Origin of the sequence: Persicobacter diffluens (assembly GCF_036244895.1) — a bacterium.
In the GTDB taxonomy this organism is placed as follows: domain Bacteria; phylum Bacteroidota; class Bacteroidia; order Cytophagales; family Cyclobacteriaceae; genus Persicobacter; species Persicobacter diffluens.
The window spans coordinates 766,006-789,854 of sequence record NZ_BQKE01000001.1; the positions used below are offsets into that span (position 1 = coordinate 766,006).

At 42.5% G+C, this 23,849-nt stretch carries 21 protein-coding genes; 15 read left to right on the forward strand and 6 right to left on the reverse strand.

Features of this window, described 5'->3' with window-relative positions; translation table 11 throughout:
* Nucleotides 1-3: 3 nt before the first annotated feature.
* The gene (locus AAA970_RS03250; protein WP_479531367.1) at nucleotides 4-1,350 is read right to left on the reverse strand and encodes an NfeD family protein; all 1,347 of its coding nucleotides are present in this window, start codon (nucleotides 1,348-1,350) and stop codon (nucleotides 4-6) included.
* A 147-nt stretch (nucleotides 1,351-1,497) separates the two neighbouring features.
* Between AAA970_RS03250 and AAA970_RS03255 the strand changes: the two genes are divergently transcribed.
* From AAA970_RS03255 to AAA970_RS03270, 4 genes are all read left to right on the forward strand, one after another.
* Nucleotides 1,498-2,271: a DUF4905 domain-containing protein gene (locus tag AAA970_RS03255; protein WP_338235965.1), complete on the forward strand. Its 774-nt coding sequence runs from the start codon at nucleotides 1,498-1,500 to the stop codon at nucleotides 2,269-2,271.
* Nucleotides 2,261-3,289, forward strand: coding sequence for a LysM peptidoglycan-binding domain-containing protein (locus AAA970_RS03260; RefSeq protein ID WP_338235966.1), 1,029 nt, complete (start codon nucleotides 2,261-2,263; stop codon nucleotides 3,287-3,289). The genes AAA970_RS03255 and AAA970_RS03260 overlap by 11 nt, the downstream gene beginning before the upstream one ends.
* Nucleotides 3,290-3,909: 620 nt before the next feature.
* Entirely contained in the window at nucleotides 3,910-4,134 is a 225-nt protein-coding gene (locus AAA970_RS03265; RefSeq protein WP_338235967.1) for a DUF2905 domain-containing protein, read from the forward strand.
* A 195-nt stretch (nucleotides 4,135-4,329) separates the two neighbouring features.
* Nucleotides 4,330-4,896: a chalcone isomerase family protein gene (locus tag AAA970_RS03270; protein WP_338235968.1), complete on the forward strand. Its 567-nt coding sequence runs from the start codon at nucleotides 4,330-4,332 to the stop codon at nucleotides 4,894-4,896.
* Nucleotides 4,897-4,958: 62 nt separating this feature from the next.
* On the opposite strand, the gene AAA970_RS03275 is transcribed toward AAA970_RS03270, so the two are convergent.
* Nucleotides 4,959-5,621 carry a DUF2461 domain-containing protein gene (locus tag AAA970_RS03275; protein ID WP_338235969.1) on the reverse strand — a complete coding sequence of 221 codons (663 nt, stop codon included), beginning with the start codon at nucleotides 5,619-5,621 and terminating at the stop codon, nucleotides 4,959-4,961.
* 395 nt (nucleotides 5,622-6,016) lie between these two features.
* On the opposite strand from AAA970_RS03275, the gene AAA970_RS03280 reads away from it, so the two are divergent.
* The 4 genes from AAA970_RS03280 to AAA970_RS03295 are packed head-to-tail and all read left to right on the forward strand — an operon-like array spanning nucleotide 6,017 to nucleotide 9,742.
* On the forward strand, nucleotides 6,017-6,373 hold the full coding sequence (locus AAA970_RS03280; protein WP_172674296.1) for a CsgE family curli-type amyloid fiber assembly protein: 357 nt from the start codon (nucleotides 6,017-6,019) through the stop codon (nucleotides 6,371-6,373).
* A gap of 1 nt (nucleotide 6,374) precedes the next feature.
* On the forward strand, nucleotides 6,375-6,821 hold the full coding sequence (locus AAA970_RS03285) for a curli assembly protein CsgF (RefSeq protein ID WP_053403983.1): 447 nt from the start codon (nucleotides 6,375-6,377) through the stop codon (nucleotides 6,819-6,821).
* Entirely contained in the window at nucleotides 6,821-8,200 is a 1,380-nt protein-coding gene (locus tag AAA970_RS03290; RefSeq protein ID WP_338235970.1) for a CsgG/HfaB family protein, read from the forward strand. The genes AAA970_RS03285 and AAA970_RS03290 overlap by 1 nt, the downstream gene beginning before the upstream one ends.
* A gap of 33 nt (nucleotides 8,201-8,233) precedes the next feature.
* Nucleotides 8,234-9,742, forward strand: a complete 1,509-nt coding sequence (locus AAA970_RS03295; protein WP_338235971.1) for a carboxypeptidase-like regulatory domain-containing protein — start codon at nucleotides 8,234-8,236, stop codon at nucleotides 9,740-9,742.
* 866 nt (nucleotides 9,743-10,608) lie between these two features.
* Here AAA970_RS03295 and AAA970_RS03300 read toward each other — a convergent pair.
* Both AAA970_RS03300 and AAA970_RS03305 read right to left on the reverse strand, forming a co-directional pair.
* Entirely contained in the window at nucleotides 10,609-11,094 is a 486-nt protein-coding gene (locus AAA970_RS03300) for a hypothetical protein (protein ID WP_338235972.1), read from the reverse strand.
* Between the two features lie 56 nt (nucleotides 11,095-11,150).
* Nucleotides 11,151-13,106, reverse strand: coding sequence for a hypothetical protein (locus AAA970_RS03305; RefSeq protein WP_338235973.1), 1,956 nt, complete (start codon nucleotides 13,104-13,106; stop codon nucleotides 11,151-11,153).
* A gap of 632 nt (nucleotides 13,107-13,738) precedes the next feature.
* Between AAA970_RS03305 and AAA970_RS03310 the strand changes: the two genes are divergently transcribed.
* The 3 genes from AAA970_RS03310 to AAA970_RS03320 are packed head-to-tail and all read left to right on the forward strand — an operon-like array spanning nucleotide 13,739 to nucleotide 16,116.
* Nucleotides 13,739-14,104 (forward strand): hypothetical protein, encoded by a 366-nt coding sequence (locus AAA970_RS03310; RefSeq protein WP_338235974.1) that lies wholly within the window; start codon nucleotides 13,739-13,741, stop codon nucleotides 14,102-14,104.
* A gap of 12 nt (nucleotides 14,105-14,116) precedes the next feature.
* Nucleotides 14,117-15,121, forward strand: a complete 1,005-nt coding sequence (locus AAA970_RS03315; protein WP_060687369.1) for a glycosyltransferase — start codon at nucleotides 14,117-14,119, stop codon at nucleotides 15,119-15,121.
* 17 nt (nucleotides 15,122-15,138) lie between these two features.
* Nucleotides 15,139-16,116, forward strand: a complete 978-nt coding sequence (locus AAA970_RS03320) for a glycosyltransferase (RefSeq protein WP_338235975.1) — start codon at nucleotides 15,139-15,141, stop codon at nucleotides 16,114-16,116.
* 272 nt (nucleotides 16,117-16,388) lie between these two features.
* Here the strand turns inward: AAA970_RS03320 and AAA970_RS03325 are convergent, their stop codons facing one another.
* Complete coding sequence (locus tag AAA970_RS03325; protein WP_338235976.1) at nucleotides 16,389-17,153, reverse strand: class I SAM-dependent methyltransferase; 765 nt, start codon at nucleotides 17,151-17,153, stop codon at nucleotides 16,389-16,391.
* 219 nt (nucleotides 17,154-17,372) lie between these two features.
* On the opposite strand from AAA970_RS03325, the gene AAA970_RS03330 reads away from it, so the two are divergent.
* The 4 genes from AAA970_RS03330 to AAA970_RS03345 all read left to right on the forward strand — a co-directional run bounded on the left by AAA970_RS03330 (nucleotide 17,373) and on the right by AAA970_RS03345 (nucleotide 22,098).
* Nucleotides 17,373-17,750: a hypothetical protein gene (locus AAA970_RS03330; RefSeq protein WP_338235977.1), complete on the forward strand. Its 378-nt coding sequence runs from the start codon at nucleotides 17,373-17,375 to the stop codon at nucleotides 17,748-17,750.
* Nucleotides 17,751-17,760: 10 nt separating this feature from the next.
* Nucleotides 17,761-18,513 carry an MbnP family protein gene (locus AAA970_RS03335; protein ID WP_338235978.1) on the forward strand — a complete coding sequence of 251 codons (753 nt, stop codon included), beginning with the start codon at nucleotides 17,761-17,763 and terminating at the stop codon, nucleotides 18,511-18,513.
* A 2-nt stretch (nucleotides 18,514-18,515) separates the two neighbouring features.
* The gene (locus tag AAA970_RS03340) at nucleotides 18,516-19,538 is read left to right on the forward strand and encodes a cytochrome-c peroxidase (RefSeq protein ID WP_338235979.1); all 1,023 of its coding nucleotides are present in this window, start codon (nucleotides 18,516-18,518) and stop codon (nucleotides 19,536-19,538) included.
* A gap of 82 nt (nucleotides 19,539-19,620) precedes the next feature.
* Nucleotides 19,621-22,098 (forward strand): transglycosylase domain-containing protein, encoded by a 2,478-nt coding sequence (locus AAA970_RS03345; RefSeq protein ID WP_338235980.1) that lies wholly within the window; start codon nucleotides 19,621-19,623, stop codon nucleotides 22,096-22,098.
* Between the two features lie 382 nt (nucleotides 22,099-22,480).
* On the opposite strand, the gene AAA970_RS03350 is transcribed toward AAA970_RS03345, so the two are convergent.
* Nucleotides 22,481-23,557, reverse strand: coding sequence for a 2Fe-2S iron-sulfur cluster-binding protein (locus tag AAA970_RS03350; RefSeq protein WP_338235981.1), 1,077 nt, complete (start codon nucleotides 23,555-23,557; stop codon nucleotides 22,481-22,483).
* Between the last annotated feature and the right edge of the window lie 292 nt (nucleotides 23,558-23,849).

Below are 23,849 nucleotides of genomic sequence, written 5' to 3' on the forward strand. Positions count from 1 at the left end.
GGTTTATGCTTTTTTTACTTTTAGCGTATTGCTTTCCTGGCTAATGACTTTAATTGCAGTGCCCGCATCAATAAAATCTCCACGGGTAAAAGCATCATGGATTTTTCCGTCAATCTCCACCTTGCCGCTCGGACGAAGCACGGTATAGGCGGCCCCTATTTTACCTACCAGCGATTCCTGATGGAAGTTTACCTGATAGCCTTCACTGGATTCCTGGGTGGTGGTCAGGGCCAGGCGGTTGATGAAGGAGGATTTATGTAGTCGCATGGAGCCTACAACGACCAGAATTAAAGAAAGTGCAAATGAAATGGAGACTGCCCCCATTGCGGAATAGATTTGATCCGTGGGTACACCGGAAAAGTCAAAGAAGTCATTACCGAGCATAATCAGCGTTAGGGAGCCCAAAGTCAGGATTAATCCGGAGATACCTGCAATACCAAAGCCCGGAATTACGAATATTTCCAGGCCAATGAGCACCAGTCCTATAAAGAACAAAATGATTTCCCAATAGGCGGCCAAGCCATGAAGGTAATGCGGAATCAGGTATATGGTCAATGCGATTACTGCTGCTGCAATTGGAAAGCCTACTCCTGGCGTTTGAAGTTCAAAATAAATGCCGCCCAGGATAATCAGGATCAGAATGCCGCTAACGGCGGGATTTAGTACCAGGGCGATAATTTTCTCTAAGGCAGAGAGTTCAAATTCCGTTATCTCGTAGTCATAAATTCCCGCATGTTCCAGCGCGTCCGTGACAGAAATTACCTCCGCGGTCGCAATTTCATATTTGATGGCTTCGGAAGTGGATAGTGTCAATACTTTTCCGGAATCTGAAATGCCCTCTATATAGATGCTTTCATCCACCATTGCTTCGGCGATTTCCGGATTGCGTCCCTTGGCTTCGGCCGTGGATCTCATGATGGATCGCATATAAGACTGGTATTTATCCGGCGCGGCTTCTCCGGTTTGTACCACTACGGTGGCTGCGCCAATGCTTGCCCCGGGTGCCATATAAATGCTATCGCAGGCAAAAGAAATTAATGCACCGGCAGAGGCGGCGTCTTTATTGATGAAAACGTAGGTCGGGGTTTCTGTGTCCAGCAGAGCGGTGCGGATATCATCCGCATCATTTACGGCCCCGCCATAGGTGTCCATTTCAATCAGGATAATATCGGACTCCTGATTTTCGGCTTCCTCTAAGGCCAGTTTAACATAGCGATTCATTCGTGGGTCGATATTATCGTCTATGTGCATGTGAAAGATCCTGGTGCTTTGCGCCATCAATATAAATGGAAGGCAGATAAGCATCAAAGAGAGGCCCGATTTCAGGAAAAATGGTTGATGACTTTGCATATTGAATTGATAATTAAAAAATCATTTCGAAATTGGCTTCGGACAAATGTCGGAAAGGCTACAGCAATTCACTTTTGATAATTTGCAGATCCATGCCGAAATCCTTCTATTTGTCCATCTGTATTTAATACGTCAAATTCGCCAATTTTGAACAAATTACAAACCATAGACCTGCCCGGAAGACTTTGGAAGCTGGAAATTGCAGAAAAAGGCAATGGCCTGGGCTTTGAATTTCGCAATGAGGATGAACTTCAAGCCACTTTTGCCTATTTGGATGACTCCCGGAAATTATGGGGTCCTTTTGAAATGCCCGAAAGCTGGTGGGTGACACTGGACGCAGTCGTGGAGGGTAAGCTATTGATTCGCTCCTATGAGGATCATACCAATCCCACCTCCCGTAAGCTTTGGTTTTTGGAGGTAGTAAAAAATGAGATCTTATGGGAAGCGGAGAAATTTCTGCCCGCGGACATCATCGATGGGAAATTATATGGTGGATTTGTGGAGGATGGCGAGCGTAAGCCTGCCTTTATTGAGCTGGAAAGCGGAGAGGCCCACTGGCTGGAGGAGGAAATAAAAATTGACCCGAAGAATGGTGATAATCCCGTCAAAATTGCGCATTATGCAGAGGATTCGGAGTATTTTGAAAAAATCAGGGTTTTTATTGAAAAAAAAGCCGGAGATACCATCCAAAAAGGAGTGGATTATTTCCAATCTGATGCTCAAATAGTAATTTCTTACTATATTTACGAAGAAGAATGCTTGATCAATAAGCTTCATATTTATGATCGGAAAGGAGCGCTATTGCTAGAAAGTATTTTGGCGGAAAATTTGCCTAACATCACCCTGCAAAGCTTTTTTGTTGTTTCTGATCAGTTGATTTTTGTCAACCGTCATAACCAGTTATGTATCTATGACCTGTAAAAAAATCGCATTAGCCCTTACCGCATTGCTATTTTCATGGACTGTTGGAAATACCGATGTGGTAGCACAGTCGCATGCATATCACACCATTGAAAAGGGGCAAACCCTGTATTCAATTTCGAGGAAATATAAAACTACCGTGGCCAAATTGGAGGAAATGAATCCAGGGCTGTCGGAAAACCTCGGCGTGGGGCAAAAAATTAAGGTGCCGGCCGCAGCAGGTGCAGTTGGTGAAAAAGCCACCAAATCTAAGTCCGGCTCAGAGATTGTTCACGTAGTCCAGTCGAAAGAAACCCTATATAGTATTTCTAAAAAATACAGTGTGAGCGCGAATCAGCTTATGCAGTACAATGGGATGTCCAATACTTCTCTTTCATTAGGACAGAAAATTAAAATTCCTACGGATGGTACGGATGCGGTAAAATTTGCCAACCATATTGCCGATGCCAGTAACCAAAAGCATCAGGTAGCGAAAGGCGAGACCTTGTATGCCATTTCTTCCAAATATAAGGTGTCGGTAGACAATATTAAGAAATGGAATGGTTTGAGTAGCAATAGCCTGAAAGAGGGCCAGTATTTGATTGTTGGCCTGGGGACGGGAAAACCGGAGCAGGAAACTGAAGTTGTGAAAACACTGCCAGCCACTACGAAGCCGAAGCCGGTGAAGGAAGTGACGGCTAAAGCAGATAATCCTGAGGTGAAAGAAATTGCTTATTCCCGTGAGGAAATTGAAGATGGTACGGATTTCAAGAAAATTCGGGAAAGAGGAATGTCGGGTATCATGACGGGTTCGGAAGACACCAAGAAGTATCTGGCTTTACACCCTAGCGCTCCAGTTGGGACGATTATGCAAGTGAGGAATGATATGAATAACTATAGTGTGTTCGTTCGGGTGATTGGTAAATTGCCACCAACTGGTGATAATGCCAATTTGGTGATTGCCTTAAGTAAAACGGCCTATGAACGTTTGGGCGCATTTGATCAGCGCTTCCCGGTGGAAGTGACCTATGTGCCTTAACCAGAATTATTCATCGCTAAATTTATCAGATTAGTGTAAGTGGCTTGTCTTTAGTTTATTATAATTTATTTTCTTTAGTTTATAATAGCCCAAATTTGGGCAAGCTTGCTTTCTCCTCATTCATCTGTTTCGTTGGAAAAAACTCGAAATAGGAAAAATTCCTTCATTTTTTCCGCCTTACAGCTAAACGATGATTTAAGCATGAATAATCCGGGGTAAAAGTCTTCCTTCTGAATAGATAAAGAGCGTCTTGAGAAATCAGGACGCTTTTTTTGGGCTTGATGGTATTTTGCTACCTATTTCACTAATTATCACTGGTGCCTGCGGAGAAGGGAAGGCAGATGATTATTGCTGCGATTGATTCAGATGATATTTTGATAGGAAATTGGGATTAAGCCGAATTATGAATAATTAACTAAATTTGGGCTATTAAAATCCAAAGAGAAATATTTGTAATGGATTGAAAATAAATAATTTGCGGGCTGGTAAAACCAGCGGGGAATAATTATCACTGAATTAACACGATTAGGAGTGGTTTGAAAATGAAATAAGCCTGAAATATCGGCTTACTGAACTTAGTGGCCTTTAGAATCCAGAGCAAACTACAAAATGATTGAAAAATGGAAAATTCATTGGCGAAAATATTAATGATGGCCGGTGCAGGGCTGTTTCTTATCGGGCTGATTATTTACCTTCTACAGGGAAAGGGATCCTGGTTTGGCCATCTTCCTGGTGACATCCGTGTGGAAAAAGAAAATTTCCAGCTTTACATTCCATGGGTCAGTATGTTGCTGGTTTCGGTGATCCTTTCGGTGCTGTTTCATTTATTTAAACGATTTTTTTAGAAAGGGAACTCCCCTTTAGATATTTGGAAACTTAGTGCTTGTTTTAAGTTTTATTTTTTTATATTTTATTTAAACTGATTGAAAATCAAACATTCAATTTCATTTCTGATGAAGGAGTCTCAGCACTTGGTTTTAAATCATTTTGGAAAGCACTATCTTTGCAAAACTGGATATTATTTTAATTAAATGAATCAAATGAACCCATTACGTTATTTTCTAATGGCCTTTGCATTATTGTTTTGCTTGCAGGCCGAAGCGCAAAAAGAAGTTTCAGGAGTTAAATTAGCCGCTAATGTTACAGTTGCAGGGAAGAAACTGGACTTAGTTGGTGCAGGAACTCGTTCGAAATATTTTATGGATTTGTATGTGGGCGCATTGTATTTGGGTCAGGCATCAAATGATGGAATGGCCATCGTAAATGCTGACGAAATACAGTCCGTACAGTTAACCATTATCTCCGGAATGGTGACTCGTGATAAATTTACTTCCTCTACAATGGATGGCTTTAAAGCTTCTACGGGTGGGAATTTAGCCCCAATTCAGAAAGAGATTGACCAGTTTATGGGAGCATTCGCGGATGATATTGAAAAACAGGATACCTTCACTTTTAATTATGTTCCGGCAAAAGGAACCGAGGTACTGAAAAATGGTAAATTGATGACTACCATTGAGGGAGTAGCATTCAAAAAGGCATTGTACGGAATCTGGTTAGGGAATAAGCCAGCAGACAAAGCTTTGAAGGCGGGAATGTTAGGGAAATAAAAAAATCAGATAAAAGAAAAGGCTACTCATTTTGGGTAGCTTTTTTTATATCGTATACCGTTTTACTCCCCATTGTCAAAGGGTTCATTCAGGAAAGCGTTCAAGGGCGCGATGCCTTCGAATATTTTTTTCGCTTTGGATACAATTTTATCATCCATAAAATCTTCGTCTTTGAGGTAATGGATCGCCAGGAAGTCTTTCTTTCTTAAATACTCGATTAAAGGATCTGCCTTGTCATAACCTTTTGGAGCGGTTTTCAACTCATTCCCCTGTAGGTTTCCAAACATTTTTTTAAAGGCCGGAGCTTCTACGATGGATTTGAATTGCTCCCCATTATAACTGATTTCTTCCCGAATACTTTTTAATCTGGGGCTCTGTGGTTGCCAAACCCCACCGGCAATCATGCATTTTCCCGGTTCCAAATGAATATAATATCCAGCACGATCTGATTTTGGGTTACCACTCAACCAACCTCCAAAATGTTCCTTATAAGGTCGTTTGTCTTTGGAAAACCGAATATCCCGATAAATCCTGAAAACACTTTTCTTAGCTTCCTGCTGTCCGACAATCGGATCAAATTCGGAAGCAATGGCAATCATTTGCCCCATAAGGTCTACAAATTCCGCCAGTGCCTTTTGGTATTTGGGCTTATGTTCGTTGAACCACTCTCGGTTGTTGTTGGTCTTTAGCTCATTTATAAAGTCAAAAGTACTTTGGCTTATCATTGCTTGGAGGTTTTAGAGTTGAAAAATGCTATTTAGGGATTGTAATTTAATATTTAATAGATTAATCGCCGGTGTTTTTTTTTGTTATTGATTTAAGCTGTTGGATGGTAGGTTTTTAGGGGGTTGATTTTGTTTCGCCTCTTTGGCTTTTGTATATAAATATTACAAGAGTTGCTGACTGTTTTTTAAACTTTTCTAATAAAAAATTTACATAATGTAGTTTTTATTACATCAAATTATTGCGGAAAGACCGAAACAGGGGTGTTAAAATTTGCGCTTAATTCACTTTCCGTTTGATTTTTAGAGAATTACCATGACAATAATTACATGATGCGCAATTTGGATAAAATATTAAATAAATTGGGAGTGTAATAATCAATTTAATTATGGTAATAATGATGTTTCTGTGGTCGGTATTGTTTCCTCCTCAAGAAACACTAACGGGTTTTTTGGTGGATCAAACGATTACGCCTCCCGGTCGTGAGTTTTTTTCTCAATTTGAAAAGCAATGGGTTTGGCCGAAATATTCTGAAGGCTTAACAGTAGAAGTGAAAGAGAAACGAGCGATGGGTAACTCCTCTGAAATCGTTATTACCGTCAATAATGAACAGGCCGGGGTTTTTATGATTAGTCCGCGTCCGGAAGTGATTGAAGCTTATTCTACTTATGCAGTAGGGCGGGTTCATGGCTTTATTCGGAATAATCAGGATTTACTGAAAGCATTTGATTTATTGGGAAACGGCATTTATTAATATGAAACAAAAAAGCTTAAAAATAGCCATGCTGATGGGGCTTTTATTCATGGTCACTTCCTGGGCCTCTGCGCAGGACTTCGTCTATCAGCCTATCAATACCTCCTTTGGGGGGTCTTATTTGAATTATTCCTCCATGCTCAATGCAGCCAATGCGCAAAATACCTACAAAGACCCCAAGGAGGATGCCATCAATAAATTGATAGAATCCGAGGATCCAAATCAAAAATGGAATGATTTACAGACCGGTTTGGAGAACCGATTGGTGGATGCCATAACAGAAAAAATCCTAAAAGAATACCTGGGCGAAGACGGTACCTTAAAGACCGGCAGTTTTTCCCTGGGGAATTTTGATGTGGATATTGAGGAAAGCCTTGGTGGTTTTAATATCAACATTGAAGATGTCAGGTCCGGTGGTTCCACACAAATAGATGTTCCTTTTTTCTGATGAAGCAATTTATTTTATTTTTTTTTGCGGCCTTGTTGCTCGCAGCCTGTAGTCCACACTATAATATGTTTCAGACTACTCCGGCGCGCCTGGGCACCAAGACACCTACTTCAAAAGCTTTTAATGAGCTTCCTCCTCCGGAAAAGAAAATTATTGCTGCGGTATATAAATTCCGAGATCAGACGGGTCAATATAAGCCCTCCGCAGCAGGGACTTCCTGGTCTACGGCGGTTACCCAAGGGGCGACTTCAATTCTTCTTCGCTCTTTGGAGGAATCGGGTTGGTTTGTTCCTATTGAACGGGAAGGGCTTTCCAACTTATTAAATGAGCGGAAGATTATTCGTTCCAGTCAGGCGGCATATTTGGAGGATAATCAACAGTCAGAAGCAAAGCTTCCGCCACTATTGTTTGGGGATATTGTGTTGGAGGGAGGGATCATATCCTATGATGCCAATGTGGTCACCGGAGGTGCTGGTTTACAATATTTTGGGTCCGGAGGGAATGGGCAATACCGCGAGGATCGCGTGACCGTATATTTGCGTGCAGTATCCACGACCAATGGTAAAATATTGAAAACGGTCTATACCACGAAAACAGTGCTTTCGCAAATGATTGATTTTGGGGTTTTCCGATATGTGGCTTTTAAGCGGCTGCTAGAGGCTGAGGTGGGGACCACTTATAACGAACCCATGGAGTTGGCGGTGACGCAGGCGATAGAAAAGGCGGTACACACCATGGTGGTCGAAGGCATGCTGGAACAATTATGGTCACCCGCACAGGGAACTGCGGAAGATCACCCCGCTGTGCAGGATTATTTAGTAGAAAAAGAATTGAATGCACAGCAAAACGATTGGGGGGAGTTGGATGAAAACCGCAGAGGGAAATTGAAGTTGGGATTAGGCGCTGGAGGAAGCTTATTTTACAGTGATATTTTAGAGGAAGGCGTCGGTCCATTTGGGCGGTTTACTGCCGGCTATATGATGCCCAAAGGCTTAGGCTTGAACTTAAATTTTGAGGCTGGAGGCCTTACCGCTACGGGTTTGGAAATGAATTATATGCAGTTGGGAGCAGATGTTCAATATTATCTCAGACCAAAGTCCATTTGGTCCCCATATTTTAAGTTTGGAGGGGGCTATGCACTCAGTAATGTCAATCTTGGTTTTCCTTATGAAAATACAGATTTAAGCAGCCATCAGAGTGCCTATTTTATGGCCGGAGCCGGGGTGGACGTTGCGCTTTCTAATCGGTTTTCCCTTTTTCTGGACATTGGCTGGCAATTATATGCCAATGACAAATTTGATGGTTTAAAGCGTGGCCGATATAATGATTATCATTTTAATGGCGCCCTGGGGGTTAGCTTCTATTTATTCTCCCATTAATTATTGAAACTATTCGTTGCTTAATCTACAATTATGAGCACAACATCAAGATATCGACTTTTACCTTTAATTCTTTTTTTTCTCTTTGTTTTAAATGCTTGCAGAGACGAGCCCGTTAGTCCTGATTTATTTGGGGATTTAGAAGGCGTTGTATTGGATGAGGAAATGAACCCTATTGCAGGGGTGAGTGTAAGTACCACTCCGGCAAGTTCGGCAACTATTACCGATGATTTGGGGATGTTTAGAATATCAAGCATTGCCGTTGGGGAATATGTGGTCTCTTTCTCCAAATCTGACCTGAAGGGCAGGGCCGTAAATGTGGCGATACGTTCTGAGGAGTTACAATCTATTCAGGTGATAATGGAGGAGAAATCGGAGGAGGAAGAGGATGATTCCGCCCTGGTATTTCCTCACAGCCCGTCCCCTGAAGATGGCGCACAGGGGCTGGAAAGCACGGTGCAATTGGCCTGGGCCGCGGATAGTTTAAATGCAGAAGGTATCACCTATAATTTGGTCGTGTACCAGGGAAGTCAGGATCAGATCTTTGATCAACGATTAGGTTTAACAGATACCACTTATACTTTAAATGCTTTTCAGGGACAAAATTATTTTTGGCAGATCACTACTGTAAAAGGAGGTTTGGAAAAGGCAGGGCCTATTTGGAGTTTCAGTACGGCCTCCTCGACGAATAATCGGTTGGTATTTTCTAAAATGACCAACGCTGGATTACAACTTTTTTCCGGGAATGTAGCATCTCAGGCGGAGGTACAATTAACCCGCTTTGCAAGTGGCGTTTATTGGCCCCGAATTAATCCTTTGAATGATTTAGTCGCTTTCGCCTCTTTGGAGGAGGGACGCTGGCAGCTTTACTTGACGGATTTAGACGGCTCTACGCCAAAAAAGCTCACCACCCTTCCCATGGATAATTATCATAGTTATGGTGGAGGGTTTTGCTGGTCAGCCGATGGAAAGTATTTGATCTATCCGCACTATGATAAGTTGTTCAGAATCGATTATAACGGAACGGGACTAACCGAATTTGCTACCGCTCCTGCCGATCGGCATTTTGCGGAAGTGGAATGGGCGCCGGATAATTCAAAAATTGTCACCAGAGTAATAGGCAGTAGTGTCACCGAAGATGATATCTATTTGATGGATACGGACGGGGGCAATATGGTTTTATTGGTCGGGAATCAATCTGGTGCCATGCGCGCTCCTAGTTTTTCCATCGATAGCCGCTATGTTTATTATACCGTGGATAAATCGGGTAGTACTAGTGTGGATGGGCGACAGTTTGATGCCGCCATTTTTAGCATTCATCTCACTTCAATGGAAGTGCAGGATTTGAGCTTAGGGAAACCTTCGGGAACGAATGATTTTTTTCCAAGAGTTAGCCCTGATGGTTCCTCTTTAATTTTTCAGAATGGCTCCAATCAGATAGGGGCTGTTTCTAACGTAATGGTAGGGAGTAATCTATCGGATTCTGAGCTGGGGCAGCGGATCGTCGTTTTTGAAGGAGCCTGTTATCCCGATTGGAAATAGCTTTGGTTATCACATCCTATTTATACCGGCGAGAAATGGCCGTTTTTTTTTTGTGGTGATTGTATAAGCCGAATTATTCCTTGCTAAATTTAGTGATTCCTTTAATTAAATTATTATCAGTGGATTACATTCGTGTCGGCTGAATTTTGTAGCCCAAATTGGGACAAGCTTGTTTTCTCTTCATTCATCTGCTTCTTTGGAAAACCTCGAAACAGGAAATTATGCTTTCATTTTTCCTCTCAGCAGCAAAACGAGGATTTAAGTATGAATAATCCGGGCTAAGCTGAATTATGCCCAGTCAGGTTCAATAAATCTACGCAAAGCCTATCTTTCAGTGTATTGATGGCGTTTTTTCGGATCCTGGAATAGCCCAAATGGGGGAGTGTTTATTTGCATCTCATTGCTTTGCTCCCCTGGTAAAAACTTGATACAGGGGATCATTCCGTTATTTTTTTTGCCCTGCAGTTAAACGAGGGTTGAAATATATATAAATCGGCTTAGCCCGAATTATTCACCGCTATATTTATTGATTAATCGTAAGTGGTTTATTTTCAGTTTTTTGAAGCTTATTTTTTTGAGTTATAATAGCCCAAATTTGGGCAAGCTTGCTTTCTCCTCAGTCATCTGTTTCGTGGGAAAAAACTCGAAATAGGAAAAATTCCTTCATTTTTTCCGCCTTACAGCTAAACTAGCATTAAAGCATGAATAATCCGGCTTAGGGCAAACCAGTAGGGAGGGATGGTAAAGGAAACCCTGTTATCGATCTTCGGGTTCTACTCTTGTGATTTAGTTTTAAATCCCCATGTAGACAAAGAAAAAGGCTAACCATTCGATTATGGCTAGCCTTTTTTTTCAGAGTATTCTTTTTAGTTAAATGTGATGGTGGCTGTCATTCCCCCCGTTTGGGTGATGGAATACTCTATAGGGTTTGCGGCATTAGATCCGCTTCTCAGTTCATTGTGTTCAAGCTGGTTGCCTTCTCCAAATTGATTCACCCGAATATTCAGGTTATTCCCTTCAATTTTTTGAGTAAGTTCATTATCTAAGCCTATTTGGAGGTTACTCACCTGAATATTATTCCCCTCCATACTTAGGTCCACCTGATTATTCAGGCCAAACTGTAAAATAGAGGTTTCATATGCTTCTGCTGATATATGAACGTCAGCTTGTTGCCCGGTTCCCACTTGGAGAATTTGAGCAGTGTTTTCATTAACATTTTGAGGTTCCGGTTGAATGCGTTCAAGAAGTAAAAACTCTTCCTCTGAAAAGGTGGCTTTCTGCTTTCCGCTAACCTGCCCCATTGCTAATTGAACGGAGAAAATAATTAGACATGCCAAGAGAATATGTCTCATAATGGCCTGAGTTTAAGAAAGGAGGAGGGTTTTAAGCTCCTCCTTAAAATTTCTTATTATTGTTGAATGATGGTTGCCGTTTGGTTTGATCCCATTTGGTTGATGTAAGCGATATCGCCATCTGCCATTTGGTGAATATCTGCTGTAGATACACCTCCACCGGTTACATCTTGCATAATAATCGCGGTGTTGTCATTACCTTCAGTCAGAATGTTCGCCAATGCGGTTTCACCCGCTGTTGAGGTTTGATTCACATAACCGGTATTACCATCTCCAACCTGGATAACTCCCGCTACTCCCATAGCAGAGGTAATGGATTGTTCAATCATCGCGGAGTTGTTATCACCCAATTGACCAATGCCTGCTATGGCAACAGCTCCATCATTGGTTGACGTTTGGGAAATAGCAGCAGTGTTCATAGCTCCATCCTGACCAATTCCCGCCAATGCATGTGCTTTGGTAACATCCTGCCCAATGAAGGCGGTGTTATCTGAGCCTGTTTCAAGGATACCTGCGGCAGCGAAACCACGATCTACCATTTGGTCAACAACTGCAAGGCTGTTGGTTCCACCCTGGATGATTCCTGCTAATGCCTCACCTTCGTTTTTAGCGTTCTGCGTAGTATACACTTCACTCTCATCACCAAATTGACCAATACCAGCTAAAGTAGAAGCTCCTGAGGAGGCTTCTTGTACGGAAGCGCCGGTATTTCCATATCCTTCTTGGTAAGCGATCACCTCATTTTTGGAATTTAAGCCAGTCACTTCTTGATTGACATGGTAGGCGTTCATTACTCCTGTGCTACCCTGAGTAATGGTGGATTCGTTATTTCCTTTGTTTCCGGCGGTTTGGTTAACCGAAGCAAGGCCACCATTTCCGTCTTGTAATACTAAGGATTTGTTGGCGGTCCAGTCGCTACCAGTGGTCTCCTGAGAAGTGTACACGGTGTTGCCATCTCCACTTTGTTCCGTTCTGGAGCTGTTCATGCCGGCAGTACCTTCCTGCGACAATGCAGCAGCGTTGCCGGATCCGCTTTGGTAAGATCTCCCCCAGTTGGCAGAAGCATCAGCGGATTGCGTCATATAACTTGTGTTGTTATCACCGCTTTGTCTGATAAAAGAGTAGTTGATAGCATCTTTTCCTTTTGCGTCCTGATCCACACCTGCGGTGTTGTCATCTCCACCCTGAGCGGCGTCAATTTGGTTAAAAGCTACTTTTTTGTTCGCCCAGTCCTGGGTGCCGTAAAAAGTATTATTGTCTCCTTTTTGCTCAACAACCGCCTGGTTCGTTCCCATTTTACCTGCATCGGCAGTCGCTTTATTTTTGGAGCTTTGCCAGATATAAACAGATCCGCCTTCACCTAATTGATCTACTTTTGTATAGTTGGCGTCATAGCGAACTTGTACTTCAGCTGCATTGTTTTTGGATGATCCTAAAGCAGTGGTTGCTCCTCCGTTATACAATTCACCCTGGTTGACGAAAACCTGGTTGTTTTCTGCCCAGCCTACACCAATCTGTACTTTTACCTGACTGTTTTCCCCTAATTGTTCTACTTCAGTAAGGTTATTAAACTGCCCCAACTGCTTGACATCAGAGGAAAGATTTCCACCTCTTTGTTTTACAATGGCAGTATTTTCAACCCCTACCTGATCCACTACAGAAGCGTTTCCATTGGAATTGTCGTGCCAATAGTTCATTCCGGTTTGGTTTACTTTGGCCACATTGTCAGATCCTTTTTGGTTTACAGCGGAGTAGGTGTCGTTATTGGACTGTCTTACCACAGCTTCATTGCCGGAACCGTTGGAGAAATCATCGAAACGACTTTGCTTTATCTCATTAGGTTTTGCCGCAACATCCCCTTGAGAAATAATGGAGGTGTGGCCATCACCCCGCTGACTATTGAAGGCTTCTTGAGAATTGACATCCTGATAAATATAGGAGCCGTTTGGAGTTTGCGCATAAGCCGCAGCAGAAAATACTACTGCAGATGCAAGCATTAATAGCTTTTTCATAAGTGGTTAAAATTGATAGATAAAACTTTTGTTAAAAGAGATAATATTTGCATTAGACATTACGCTGTCTAATTTTTTCAATTGAAAATTGGAATGGACTAACTCCCAATTGCGCAATACTAAATTATCGTTTCGTGTGGAATTACACAATAAAAATGCAATTTATAAAAGGAATAGTGATGTTTGGTTTTTGGTGTTTTTAGATTTTTTTTGAAAAAATGTGACTTATTATCGAAAAAAAAATAAAAAATTAAGGCCTGTAAAATTAATGAAGTTCCTTTTTTGAAGGAATCAGGGCATTTTGGATTTGTTTACTGCAGTGATCTCCAAAAAAGTACAGATGTAAGATTGTAGAGAGATGCTAAAGCTTTGATTTTTTTAAAATTAAGGCAAAAAAAGGGGTTTCATTTTTCCTTGAGTATTTATACTTAAATATGATGAATTTCTTATCGTGATAAAAATCACGTAATCTTCTGCCTGAAGTAGTGTTTTTTCATCAAAAAGTTTGTTATGTCGGTTTTTTGCGCTTTTTGACATTTTTTAGGATTGGGCGCTTTCACAATGTTGGGTGTTTTTACCCTACTTGCTCAAACAATCTTACATTCATCATAGTCCTTTGAAAAAGGGAGTGTATGAAAGCATTATTGTGGGTAATTTTGATGACGGTCGGGCTGAGCTTCAGCATGGAAGGGCAGGATGTTTTTCTTAGGGAAAAATTGCTTTTGATGCAGGAGCAGGCTTCAGTGGCCACCTTAATGGAGGAGCTATATGGGCAGGAGGAGGTCTTGGTGGATATTGATTTATCACCAGACTTAGAAGAGATCTATTATTTGAAAAACTGGGAATATCAAAGAAGGCTGGATCAACCAGTGCAGTTTTTCCCTCAAGAGGTGTTTTTCTATCCCTGGGATTGTTTTGTTTTTCCAGGCCTGGGACCGAATCCCTGTGTGATCGCTCAGCCTTTTCCACAAAATTTCCGTAAGTTTGGGGTCTATTGAACCAAAATGGAAATGAGGAATTTGGATATTTCAGTAATTGTGCCTCTTTATAATGAGGAAGAATCTCTGCCGGAATTAGTAGCCTGGGTGGATCGCGTGATGCAGGAAAACAACTTCCGCTATGAGTTAATCATGGTGGATGATGGAAGTTCTGATTCTTCCTGGGAGGTGGTCAAACAATTAGGCCTTGAAAATTCCAATATCCATGCGCTGAAATTTAATCGTAATTATGGAAAGTCTGCCGCTTTGAATACAGGCTTTACGGCTGCAAGTGGACGAGTAGTCATTACCATGGATGCAGACCTGCAGGACAGTCCGGATGAAATTCCAGGTTTGTACAAAATGATTGAGGAAGAGGGCTATGATTTGGTGTCCGGGTGGAAGGCCAAGCGTTACGATCCCATATCCAAAACCATCCCTTCCAAATTCTTCAATTATGTGACACGCAAGCTATCCGATATTGAGCTGAATGATTTTAACTGTGGCCTGAAAGCCTATCGATTAGAGGTGGTAAAATCTATTCAGGTATATGGAGAAATGCACCGCTATATTCCGGTATTGGCCAAATGGGCCGGTTTTTCCAAAATAGGCGAAAAAGTAGTGCAGCATCGCGCCCGTCAATATGGGGTGACCAAGTTCGGTTTGGAAAGATTCATTCACGGTTTCCTGGATTTGCTTTCGGTGACTTTTGTTTCCCGATTTAAGAAGAAGCCGATGCACTTTTTTGGCTTATTGGGGACATTAAGTTTTATGATGGGCTTCTTCACGACGGTATATATTATCTTGAACAAGGTTTATTGTTTGTATTATGATTTACCGGTGAGGGAGATTGTAGATCAACCTTTGTTCTATATCGCTTTGGTGGCGGTGGTGATTGGTATGCAGCTGTTCCTGTCCGGTTTTATCAGTGAACTTTTGGTGATGAAAAACCATAATGAAAAGGATTATCTGATTGCGGAGCGCTTTTCAGAATCCAAGCCCAAGATTATGGAAGAAGTAAGTGTCAGAAGAGTTTAGTCATTCCCCATTTCCACATGTCATTATTTTTTTCGGTAGTGGTGCCGGTGTATAATCGCCCACAGGAAATTCAGGAATTTTTAGAAAGTGTAAAAAATCAGGATTACCGGGATTTTGAAGTTTTGGTAATTGAGGATGGTTCCTCGGTGGATTGTAAAGCCATCGTAGAGCGCTATGAGCCACATTTCCAATTGCAGTATTTCTATAAGCCGAACAGTGGGCAGGGGCCTAGCCGGAATTTTGGCTTTGAACGCGCCAGGGGTGATTACTTTCTGGTGTTTGATTCTGATGTTATCCTGCCTCCGAATTATTTGGCACTGGTGAATGCCGCTTTAGCTAAAGAGGGCTTTGATGCTTTTGGGGGACCGGATGCCGCTCACCCTGATTTTGATGATCTTCAGAAAGCCACCACCTATGCGATGACTTCTCTATTTACCACTGGTGGCATTCGTGGCGGGAAAAAGGCGGATGCCAAATTCCAACCACGAAGTTTCAATATGGGCCTGAGTCGGGCTGTATGGGAGAAAACCGGCGGATTCCAGCTGGAGCGATTGAGTGAGGATATTGATCTTTCAATCAGAATGCGTGCGGCCGGATTTAAAGTAGGTTTGATTCCGGAAGCCTGGGTGTACCATAAACGCCGCACCAGCCTGAAGCAATTTTTCAGACAGGTATTCGCCTTTGGGCATGGCCGCTGGATTTTGTCCGCATTACATCCGGGGCAGTTGAAAGCCATTCATTTTATGCCCGCCTGTTTTGTGCTAGGCTTGTTGTTTTCCTTTTCTACTTATTTTTGGTGGCCCGAAGTGTTTCCCTTTTTTCTGGTTTGCATTCTGATGTGGTATTTGGCCATTTTCATTGATGCTGGTCGCCATTACCGGTCAGTAAAAGTGGGCGCCCTGAGCATGATCACTTCCACCGTGCAGTTGGGGGGATATGGCCTGGGTTTTATCCGTGGGGGTTTTAGGAAAATACTGGGGAGGAAAATCTATTAAGCCGGATTATCAGGCTTCAATCCTCGTTTAGCTGTCAGGCGGGAAAAATGAAGGAATTTTTCCTATTTCGAGTTTTTCCCAACGAAGCAGATGAATGAGGAGAAAGTAAGCATACCCAAATTTGAACCATTGATAATTCGACGAAGCTAACCGCAAGACACTTATATTTAGGTGTTTACATCGACTCACTAAAACTGGCGGTGAATAATTCGGCTTAATTTGCCTTCAATCCGGCAAAAAAAAGCAGAAGTGATCCCTCTGCTTATTATACTTTATTTCTTACAAAAATACACAATCTCCTCCGCTGGCAATCCATATTGATGCACCACCTCAGCGGGTAATTGCTTTACAAAGTCATCCTCAATGACATCAAATCCGGCCTTTTCCAATCGCTTGCCATAGTCTCTTCCGAACAGGCGCACATGATCTGACTGCCAAAAGGCTTCTTCCCGGGCTTTAGGGTCAGTGATCGTAGGATCCTCATATGTTTCCTCCCGGCTCATGTCCTGTGGCGATTGCATAATGGCAAAGCCGCCGGGCTTCAGCACGCGGTGAATTTCACTCATGGCCTTAATGTCATCTTCCACATGTTCCATCACGTGGTTACAGAAAACGGCATCAAAGGAGTTGGCTTCAAAGGGAATTTCATGTACATCCATTTTTACCTTGGCCAGCGGTGATTCTATGTCTCCGGTGATGTATTCCAGATTATCCATGGCCTCGAAGCGCTTGATGAAACACAGCTCCGGTGCTACGTGCAATACTTTTTTGGGAGCCGAAAAGAAGTCTGTTTTTTCCTGCAGATACATCCACATCAGGCGGTGGCGTTCCAAAGTAAGGCAATTGGGACATAGGGCATTGGAACGGGGAGGTTTGCGACCGTAAGGGAGAAATTCCCGATAACTGTGATGGCAAACATTACATTCCACTTTATTTCCCAAATAGAACAATCCTAAAAACTTTGCACCGAAGTGGGCAAAAAGTTGTAAGTATTTTCGTGGGATATGCTTAATGACAAAGCTGATTAATCGCTTCATTTTCCTTCAAAAAATTTCATGTGTTAAGAGCGGCTACAAAGATAGACAAGATTTTGGTATCGCCAATCCCACCCCTTGAATACAGTTCTCTGCAGATTCCAATCCCCAATCCTGATTTTTTCGTTGAATATTGTAAATTAGAGGAATTTTGGTATTGTTTAAACATTTGTTACTTCTATGGCTGGTAGGGGACTCTTCCTTTTTCTCTTTTTATGCGGAATGTCAGTGAACATTTCTATGGTTCAGGCGCAAAGGCTTAGTGACCGCACGAACGCCACTGCCTTTCGGTCATCGAAAGAATTACGAAAAAAGCACCAATCTTCTACTAAAGTGTACCCGGTGATTATTAAAAAGAATACCCAAAATACCTTGAATGGAAATCCCTGTTTTACAGAGGAAACACGAAAAATGGGCTTTGAATATTTGGTGATGCCCAAGGGTACTGCTCCCTATAAAAATGAATGGTCACGATTTTGGCGAAATTTTGGGGTGAAAACAAAGCTATGCTTTACCCGTGGACCGTGGTGGAAAGCCACTCTGAATAAGAAATACAAAGATTGTCAATACCAAACCGGGGATTATACGCCCCACTTTTAAGCATAATACTATGAAAAACCTAATTTTTTCACTTCCCCTTTTGGTTTTCTTAATGGCTTGCGGATCTGATGACAAAGTGGAAAATCCGAGCCTTAAAATCAATATGCTACATACCGTGGATGGCGCCAAATTGAAAATGGATGCCATGCTGTATGCCAATGATTTGGGGGAGCAATTCAGCGTGACCAAAGTCAATTATTATTTGTCCGAATTGGAGTTGGTGAAAGCGAACGGGGAGTTGGTGAAAATAGACAGCATGTGGTATATATCACTTAATCCTCAAAACATGGATGCCACGATTAATTTGCAAAGTCTTCCGCTTGGGGATTATCAGCAAATCAATTTTATTTTTGGATTGACGGATAAGTGGAATGATCAGTCTTTGGTGCCGGTGGATCAATTGCAAGCCATGATTTGGCCGGAAAATATGGGCGGTGGGCTACATTTTATGAAGCTGGAAGGGCGCTTTTCTCTACCCGAAGCGGAAGCTTTGAATGGTTACAATACCCATATGGGGAATCTGAAAAAGGGAGAGATGGATTTGGATCACTTTTTCAAAGTGGAGGTGCCGGCGGCGGGTCTTTCTGTGGGGCAGGGGTTGACGGAGGTGAACCTGGAGATGGATTTGCTTAAATGGTATACGCATGGAAATACGCATTATTCGCTGACTGAATTTCAGGCTATTATGAATAAACCAGAAAAGCAGGCGATTTTAATGGAAAACGGGCAAAATATCTGGTCATTTAGTATAAAAGGAGAATAATCATGAGAAGGATTTGGATACTTTGTCTGTCTGTTGTGTTTTTTGTGGCCTGTGAGGCCGACGAACCTGTTGATCATTCCGCAGCAACGCCAATAAGCCTGAATGTTCCGGGAAAATTCCCTAAGGTGGTTATTCCGACAGATAACCCCTTAACAGCGGAAGGTGTGGCACTGGGCAGAAGGGTTTATTATGACCGTAACCTAAATACCAAAGATAAAGGAAGGGCTTGTGGGGACTGTCATCAGCAAAAGACCGGTTTTGCTTCCGCCAATGAGCAGGGGCAGTTGGCCATTATGCCACATGCGAACCTGGCTTATGACCAGTATTTTCTTTGGAATGGCAGTAAGGAAGGCAGTCTGGAGGGCGTGATGGTCTTTGAAATCCGTGATTTCTTTGAAGCGGATCTCGACTATGCCAATGGGAATGAGGAATACCGACGTTTGGCCAAACTGGCTTTCGGGCATGAGGAAATTTCTTACAAGACTTTGGGCTATGCGCTGGCACAGTTTTCCAGAACGCAATTAAGTGGGAATTCCAAATTTGATAAATTTAACCGGGGAGAGGGCACGCTCACGGAGCAGGAAAAGAGAGGATACGACTTGTTTTTTACCGAAGATGCGGATTGCTTCCATTGCCATTCCACCGTTTTGTTCCGGGATGGTGATTTTCACAATATCGGCCTGGACGCTACTTTTCATGCTGGAAATTCCGGACGTTTTTTAGTGACAGGCGATTCCGTGGATATCGGGAAATTCAAAACCCCCTCATTGAGGAATGTTGCGGTGACGGCGCCTTATATGCATGATAATCGTTTCGCTACCCTGGAAGAAGTAGTGGATTTCTATTCGGATCAGGTGAATTTTACGGAGTTTACAGATCCCTTGATGAATCATGAAGGAGGAATCAATATGACTGCTGCGCAAAAGGAGGATTTGATCGCTTTTCTAAAAACCCTGACCGATGAGGAGTATTTGGAAAATGAAGACTTTTCCAATCCTTTTAATTCTCCAACCACAGATCGCTGATTTTTCATAGGCAATAACTATCTTTGCACGTCAATTAACCCTCATTGCTGTTCATTTCGAGCGGCTTGTATAAATTATTATTGTGCTGAATAGTTTCTTAAGACTTTCTGTTTTCGGAAAGATCATGGTGGTATTGCTGTGTTTTTTCCTTGCTGGCTGCCTGTCAGTCGTTGGATTTGTGTGGTCCGTAAAGTGGGGAACCTTCGGGGACCTGCCTGTTGAGCAGGATTTACGGAAGATAGAAAATGCCCAGGCGTCTTTGGTTTACAGTGAAGATGGTCGGATTTTAGGGAAGTATTTTATACAGGAACGTTCCAATATTAAATATGAAGACCTTTCTCCGGATTTGGTTCATGCCCTGGTGGCTACAGAAGATGCTCGTTTTTTTGAGCATGATGGGGTAGACTATCGTGCCTGGGGGCGTGTATTGGTGAAAACCGTGATCTTGGGGCAGCGCTCGGCTGGTGGAGGTTCTACCCTTACGCAACAATTGGCCAAGAATCTCTTTCCCCGAGATGGCTATGGAAAGCTGGATTTAGCCGCTTCCAAAATTAAGGAAGTGTTAATTGCCCGTCAGATTGAGTCCATTTATTCTAAAGAGGAAATCATTAATCTTTATCTGAATACCGTTCCCTTTGGTGACAATAGCTATGGCATTCGGACCGCCGCGCGAAAGTTTTTCAGTAAGGAACCCAAGGAGCTCAGCCTACAGGAATCAGCAGTTTTAATTGGCATGCTGAAGGCGAATTATTATTACAATCCACGGGTTTTTCCGGAAAGATCTAAAGAGCGAAGAGATGTGGTGATCTCGCAAATGGAGAAATATGGCTATTTAAATGCCCAGCAGGAAGATTCTCTACAGCAATTACCTTTGGAAATTAAGTATCGCTCTACCGGAGAGAATGAGGGGCTTGCCACTTATTTTCGGGAGCAATTGAAGTTTGAGGTGAAGGATATACTGGATTCTATTAATCAGCATCTGGAGGCGAAGGATCGTTATGATCTGAACCGGGATGGATTGAAGATTCATACGACCCTCAATTACCGAATGCAGGAATTGGCTGAAGAAGCCATGCGGGAACATATGTCGGACCTGCAAAAAAGCTTTGATGCGCATTGGAAAGGGAAAAAGCCCTGGGCCAGACATCCGGAAGTTTTTGAGCGCGCCAAAAGAAATAGTAATCGTTATAAGGAGCTCAAAGCACGTAATGCCTCTAAAGAAGAAATTGAAGAGGCCTTTAATACGCCGGTGTCGATGGAAATTCTGACGCATGAGTTTAAGCGTGAAAAGCTGGTGATGACGCCGAATGATTCCCTTTCCCACTTTCTTCATTTCCTGAATATGGGAATGATCGCCATGGAGCCCAGAAGTGGGGAGGTGAAAGTTTATATTGGTGGGATTGATCATCGATATCTGAAGATTAATCATGCCAAAGACTCCTATAAACGTCAGGTGGGGTCAACCATAAAGCCCTTGGTATATGCTACTGCCCTGGATCAGGGCGCTAAAGCCTGTAATTATTACCCTGCTGCCAAGCAGTATTATTTAGAAGACCCGAAAAAAGGTTGGTTGCTGGCAAAATTGCCATCCACGGAGGATTTGGAAGAGGGAGAGGAAGTAGAAATGCCGGATTTGGAGGATGCCTGGGCGCCCGGAAATGCAGATGGGAAGTATGAAGGATTGTATTCTATGAAAGGAGCGCTCACCAACTCTGTGAATACAGTTTCGGTTCAGGTGGAAATGGAAGCCGGTTTGGTGACCGTCGGAGATTATCTGGAGGAATTTGGCTTGTCAGGAATTGAGCGAGATAATGAAGATCGCGTTCCGCCTTCCACTGTGTTGGGAACGCCGGAGGTATCTATTCAGGAAATGGTAAATGCTTATGCGGTATTGGCAAATGGAGGCTACAAGGTTCGTCCAAGGTATTTGACAAAGATAGTGGATGGTTTGGGGAATGTAATTTATGAACAAGCCCCGGCAGAAAGAGGGGAACGTGTCATTAAGCAATCTACCGATCACCAGATTCTGGCCATGATGCAAAATGTGGTGAATAATGGAACCGGAGGAAGATTGCGTTATGTGTATGGTTTGAGAAATGATTTGGCGGGGAAAACCGGGACCACCCAGTCCAATACTGATGGTTGGTTTATGGCCATGACGCCCCGATTAGTGGTCGGAACCTGGGTGGGGAATGATGAGCCGGCCATTCGCTGGAGAAGTACACGCCTGGGCCAGGGGGCGAATACCGCTCTTCCTGTTTTTGGTAAATTCATGCAAAAGCTAAACAAAGAGTCGGCATTCAGGCAGATTACCCATTCGCGTTTTCCATCTTTAACCCACTATGAATTGCAGGCCATGAACTGTGAGGACTGGATTGAGGAGCCGGAGACAAAATCCTTTAATGATGTGCTAAAGGATATTTTCAAATCTGATCCCATTAAAAAACAGGAGCGTATTCAGAAACGAGAGGAGAAGCGTGAGCCGAGGGAACCAAAGGATTTCCGTAAGCATAAACGTAAAAAGAACAGGAAGAAGTTCTTTGAAAAGATATTTGGATAATGGCAAGAAGGCGGTAGAATTGATTCTACTGCTTTTTTTATTGATTTAGGGCAGAATGAGCGGGATATGCCCACTTCATAAATAAGGTGATTTTTTAATAATATTTGATTAGTGGCTCATTCCTGCTGTAAATTGGAGCCAAAAAAAAGCCCAACGATATTTCACCGCTGGACTTCGACTAAATTTTACCCCTAAAAGCTAAAATGACTAACGAAAACGTTAATCTAATTCTAACTCAATAGCAAGACTACTTTAATATCAACCATTATTTTTAATATTCCAATGTATCATCTCGCTTTTTTGGATTTTTTTTTGGCAGTCGCACCTGTTAGTGGGGACAGTGCCTGAAATAGAAAAAAGTCATTCCCATTAAGGTTAAAAACTATCCCACTTCTATCACCACTCCTTTGCTTTTTGGGTGACTGACACAGGTTAGAATATAACCGCCTTCCAATTCGTCTTCGGAGAGTCCGTCATCTTCTTCCATGGCCACTTTACCTTCAATGCATTTGCCTCGGCAGGCGGTGCATAATCCGCTTTGACAAGAGAAGGGCATATCAATATCCTGGTCTAATGCAGCCTCCAAAATGGTTTTCTCTGCCGGTACATTGACTTTAAAGGTTTCTCCTTCCAATAGAATCGTCACCTCTTGCTGCACAATTTCTGCGGATTCTGTTTCGCTTAATCCGCTGCTACCGGAAAATTTTTCATGATGAATCTGTGCTTCCGCAACACCCGCAGCCTGCAGGCTTTCAGCTACCAAATCCATCATGGCTTCCGGACCACAGTTGTAAACCTGAGTCGCTCCTGCTTTTTGGGGAAGGTTTTGGTAAATTTCCTGAATTCGTTCTTGGCTTAACCGGCCTCTTTCTCCCGTCCATTGGTCAGAAGCCCGCGTTAGGGTATGGATTACCTCGAAATTTTCATATTGTGCCTGAAGCTGGGAAAGCGTTTCAGAAAATATGATGCTTTCTTCATTCCGATTGGTATATACCAAAGTGACATGACTATCAGCCTCCTGGGCCAATACTGTTTTTAATATGGATAGCAAGGGCGTAATACCACTACCAGCACCAAATAATAAAATATTTCGACTTTGGCTCTCCGCTGGCGCTAGTACAAAAATTCCTTCCGGAGGAATGACTTTGATAAAGTCCCCTTCTTTTACCTGATCGTTAATATAGTTGGAGATCAATCCTCCTTCCACCCTTTTTATGGTAATGGCGAGGTCTTTATCAGTTACAGGAGAAGAGCATAATGAATATGATCGGGTTTCGGTTTGCCCATTGAGTTCAAAACTGAGGCTCAAAAATTGGCCAGCCTGATAGGTCCAGTTAGGATTTTCAAACACGAGACTCACCGTATCGGCAGTCTCTTGAATAATAGCTTTTACTTGTAAACCGCCTTGGGCAGTAGCTGGGGTTTCGGCCTTATTTTTTTTAAAAAAACTGAATGCCATATGGGTATTATTTTAGGTTATTGCTTGTTGATTATACGTTTCCTTGAGGAAACTAAAGTACGGAATAAATTTTTTTAACCGCCCTTTATGCTATAAGTTTAGCTATACTTCCTATTGTTTTTATCCATAGCCAAGGAGGTTTGGTTGCTAAAGTTTTCGCATTTGATAAGGTGATTTGAAATCTGTTTTGCGCACGTTCGCTACTTATTTTACAAGGGATTGGAAGACTGACCAATACAATGTGGGGTGTTTCAACCCGATTGATTCAACGCCAGATTCCATTACGCTAAAA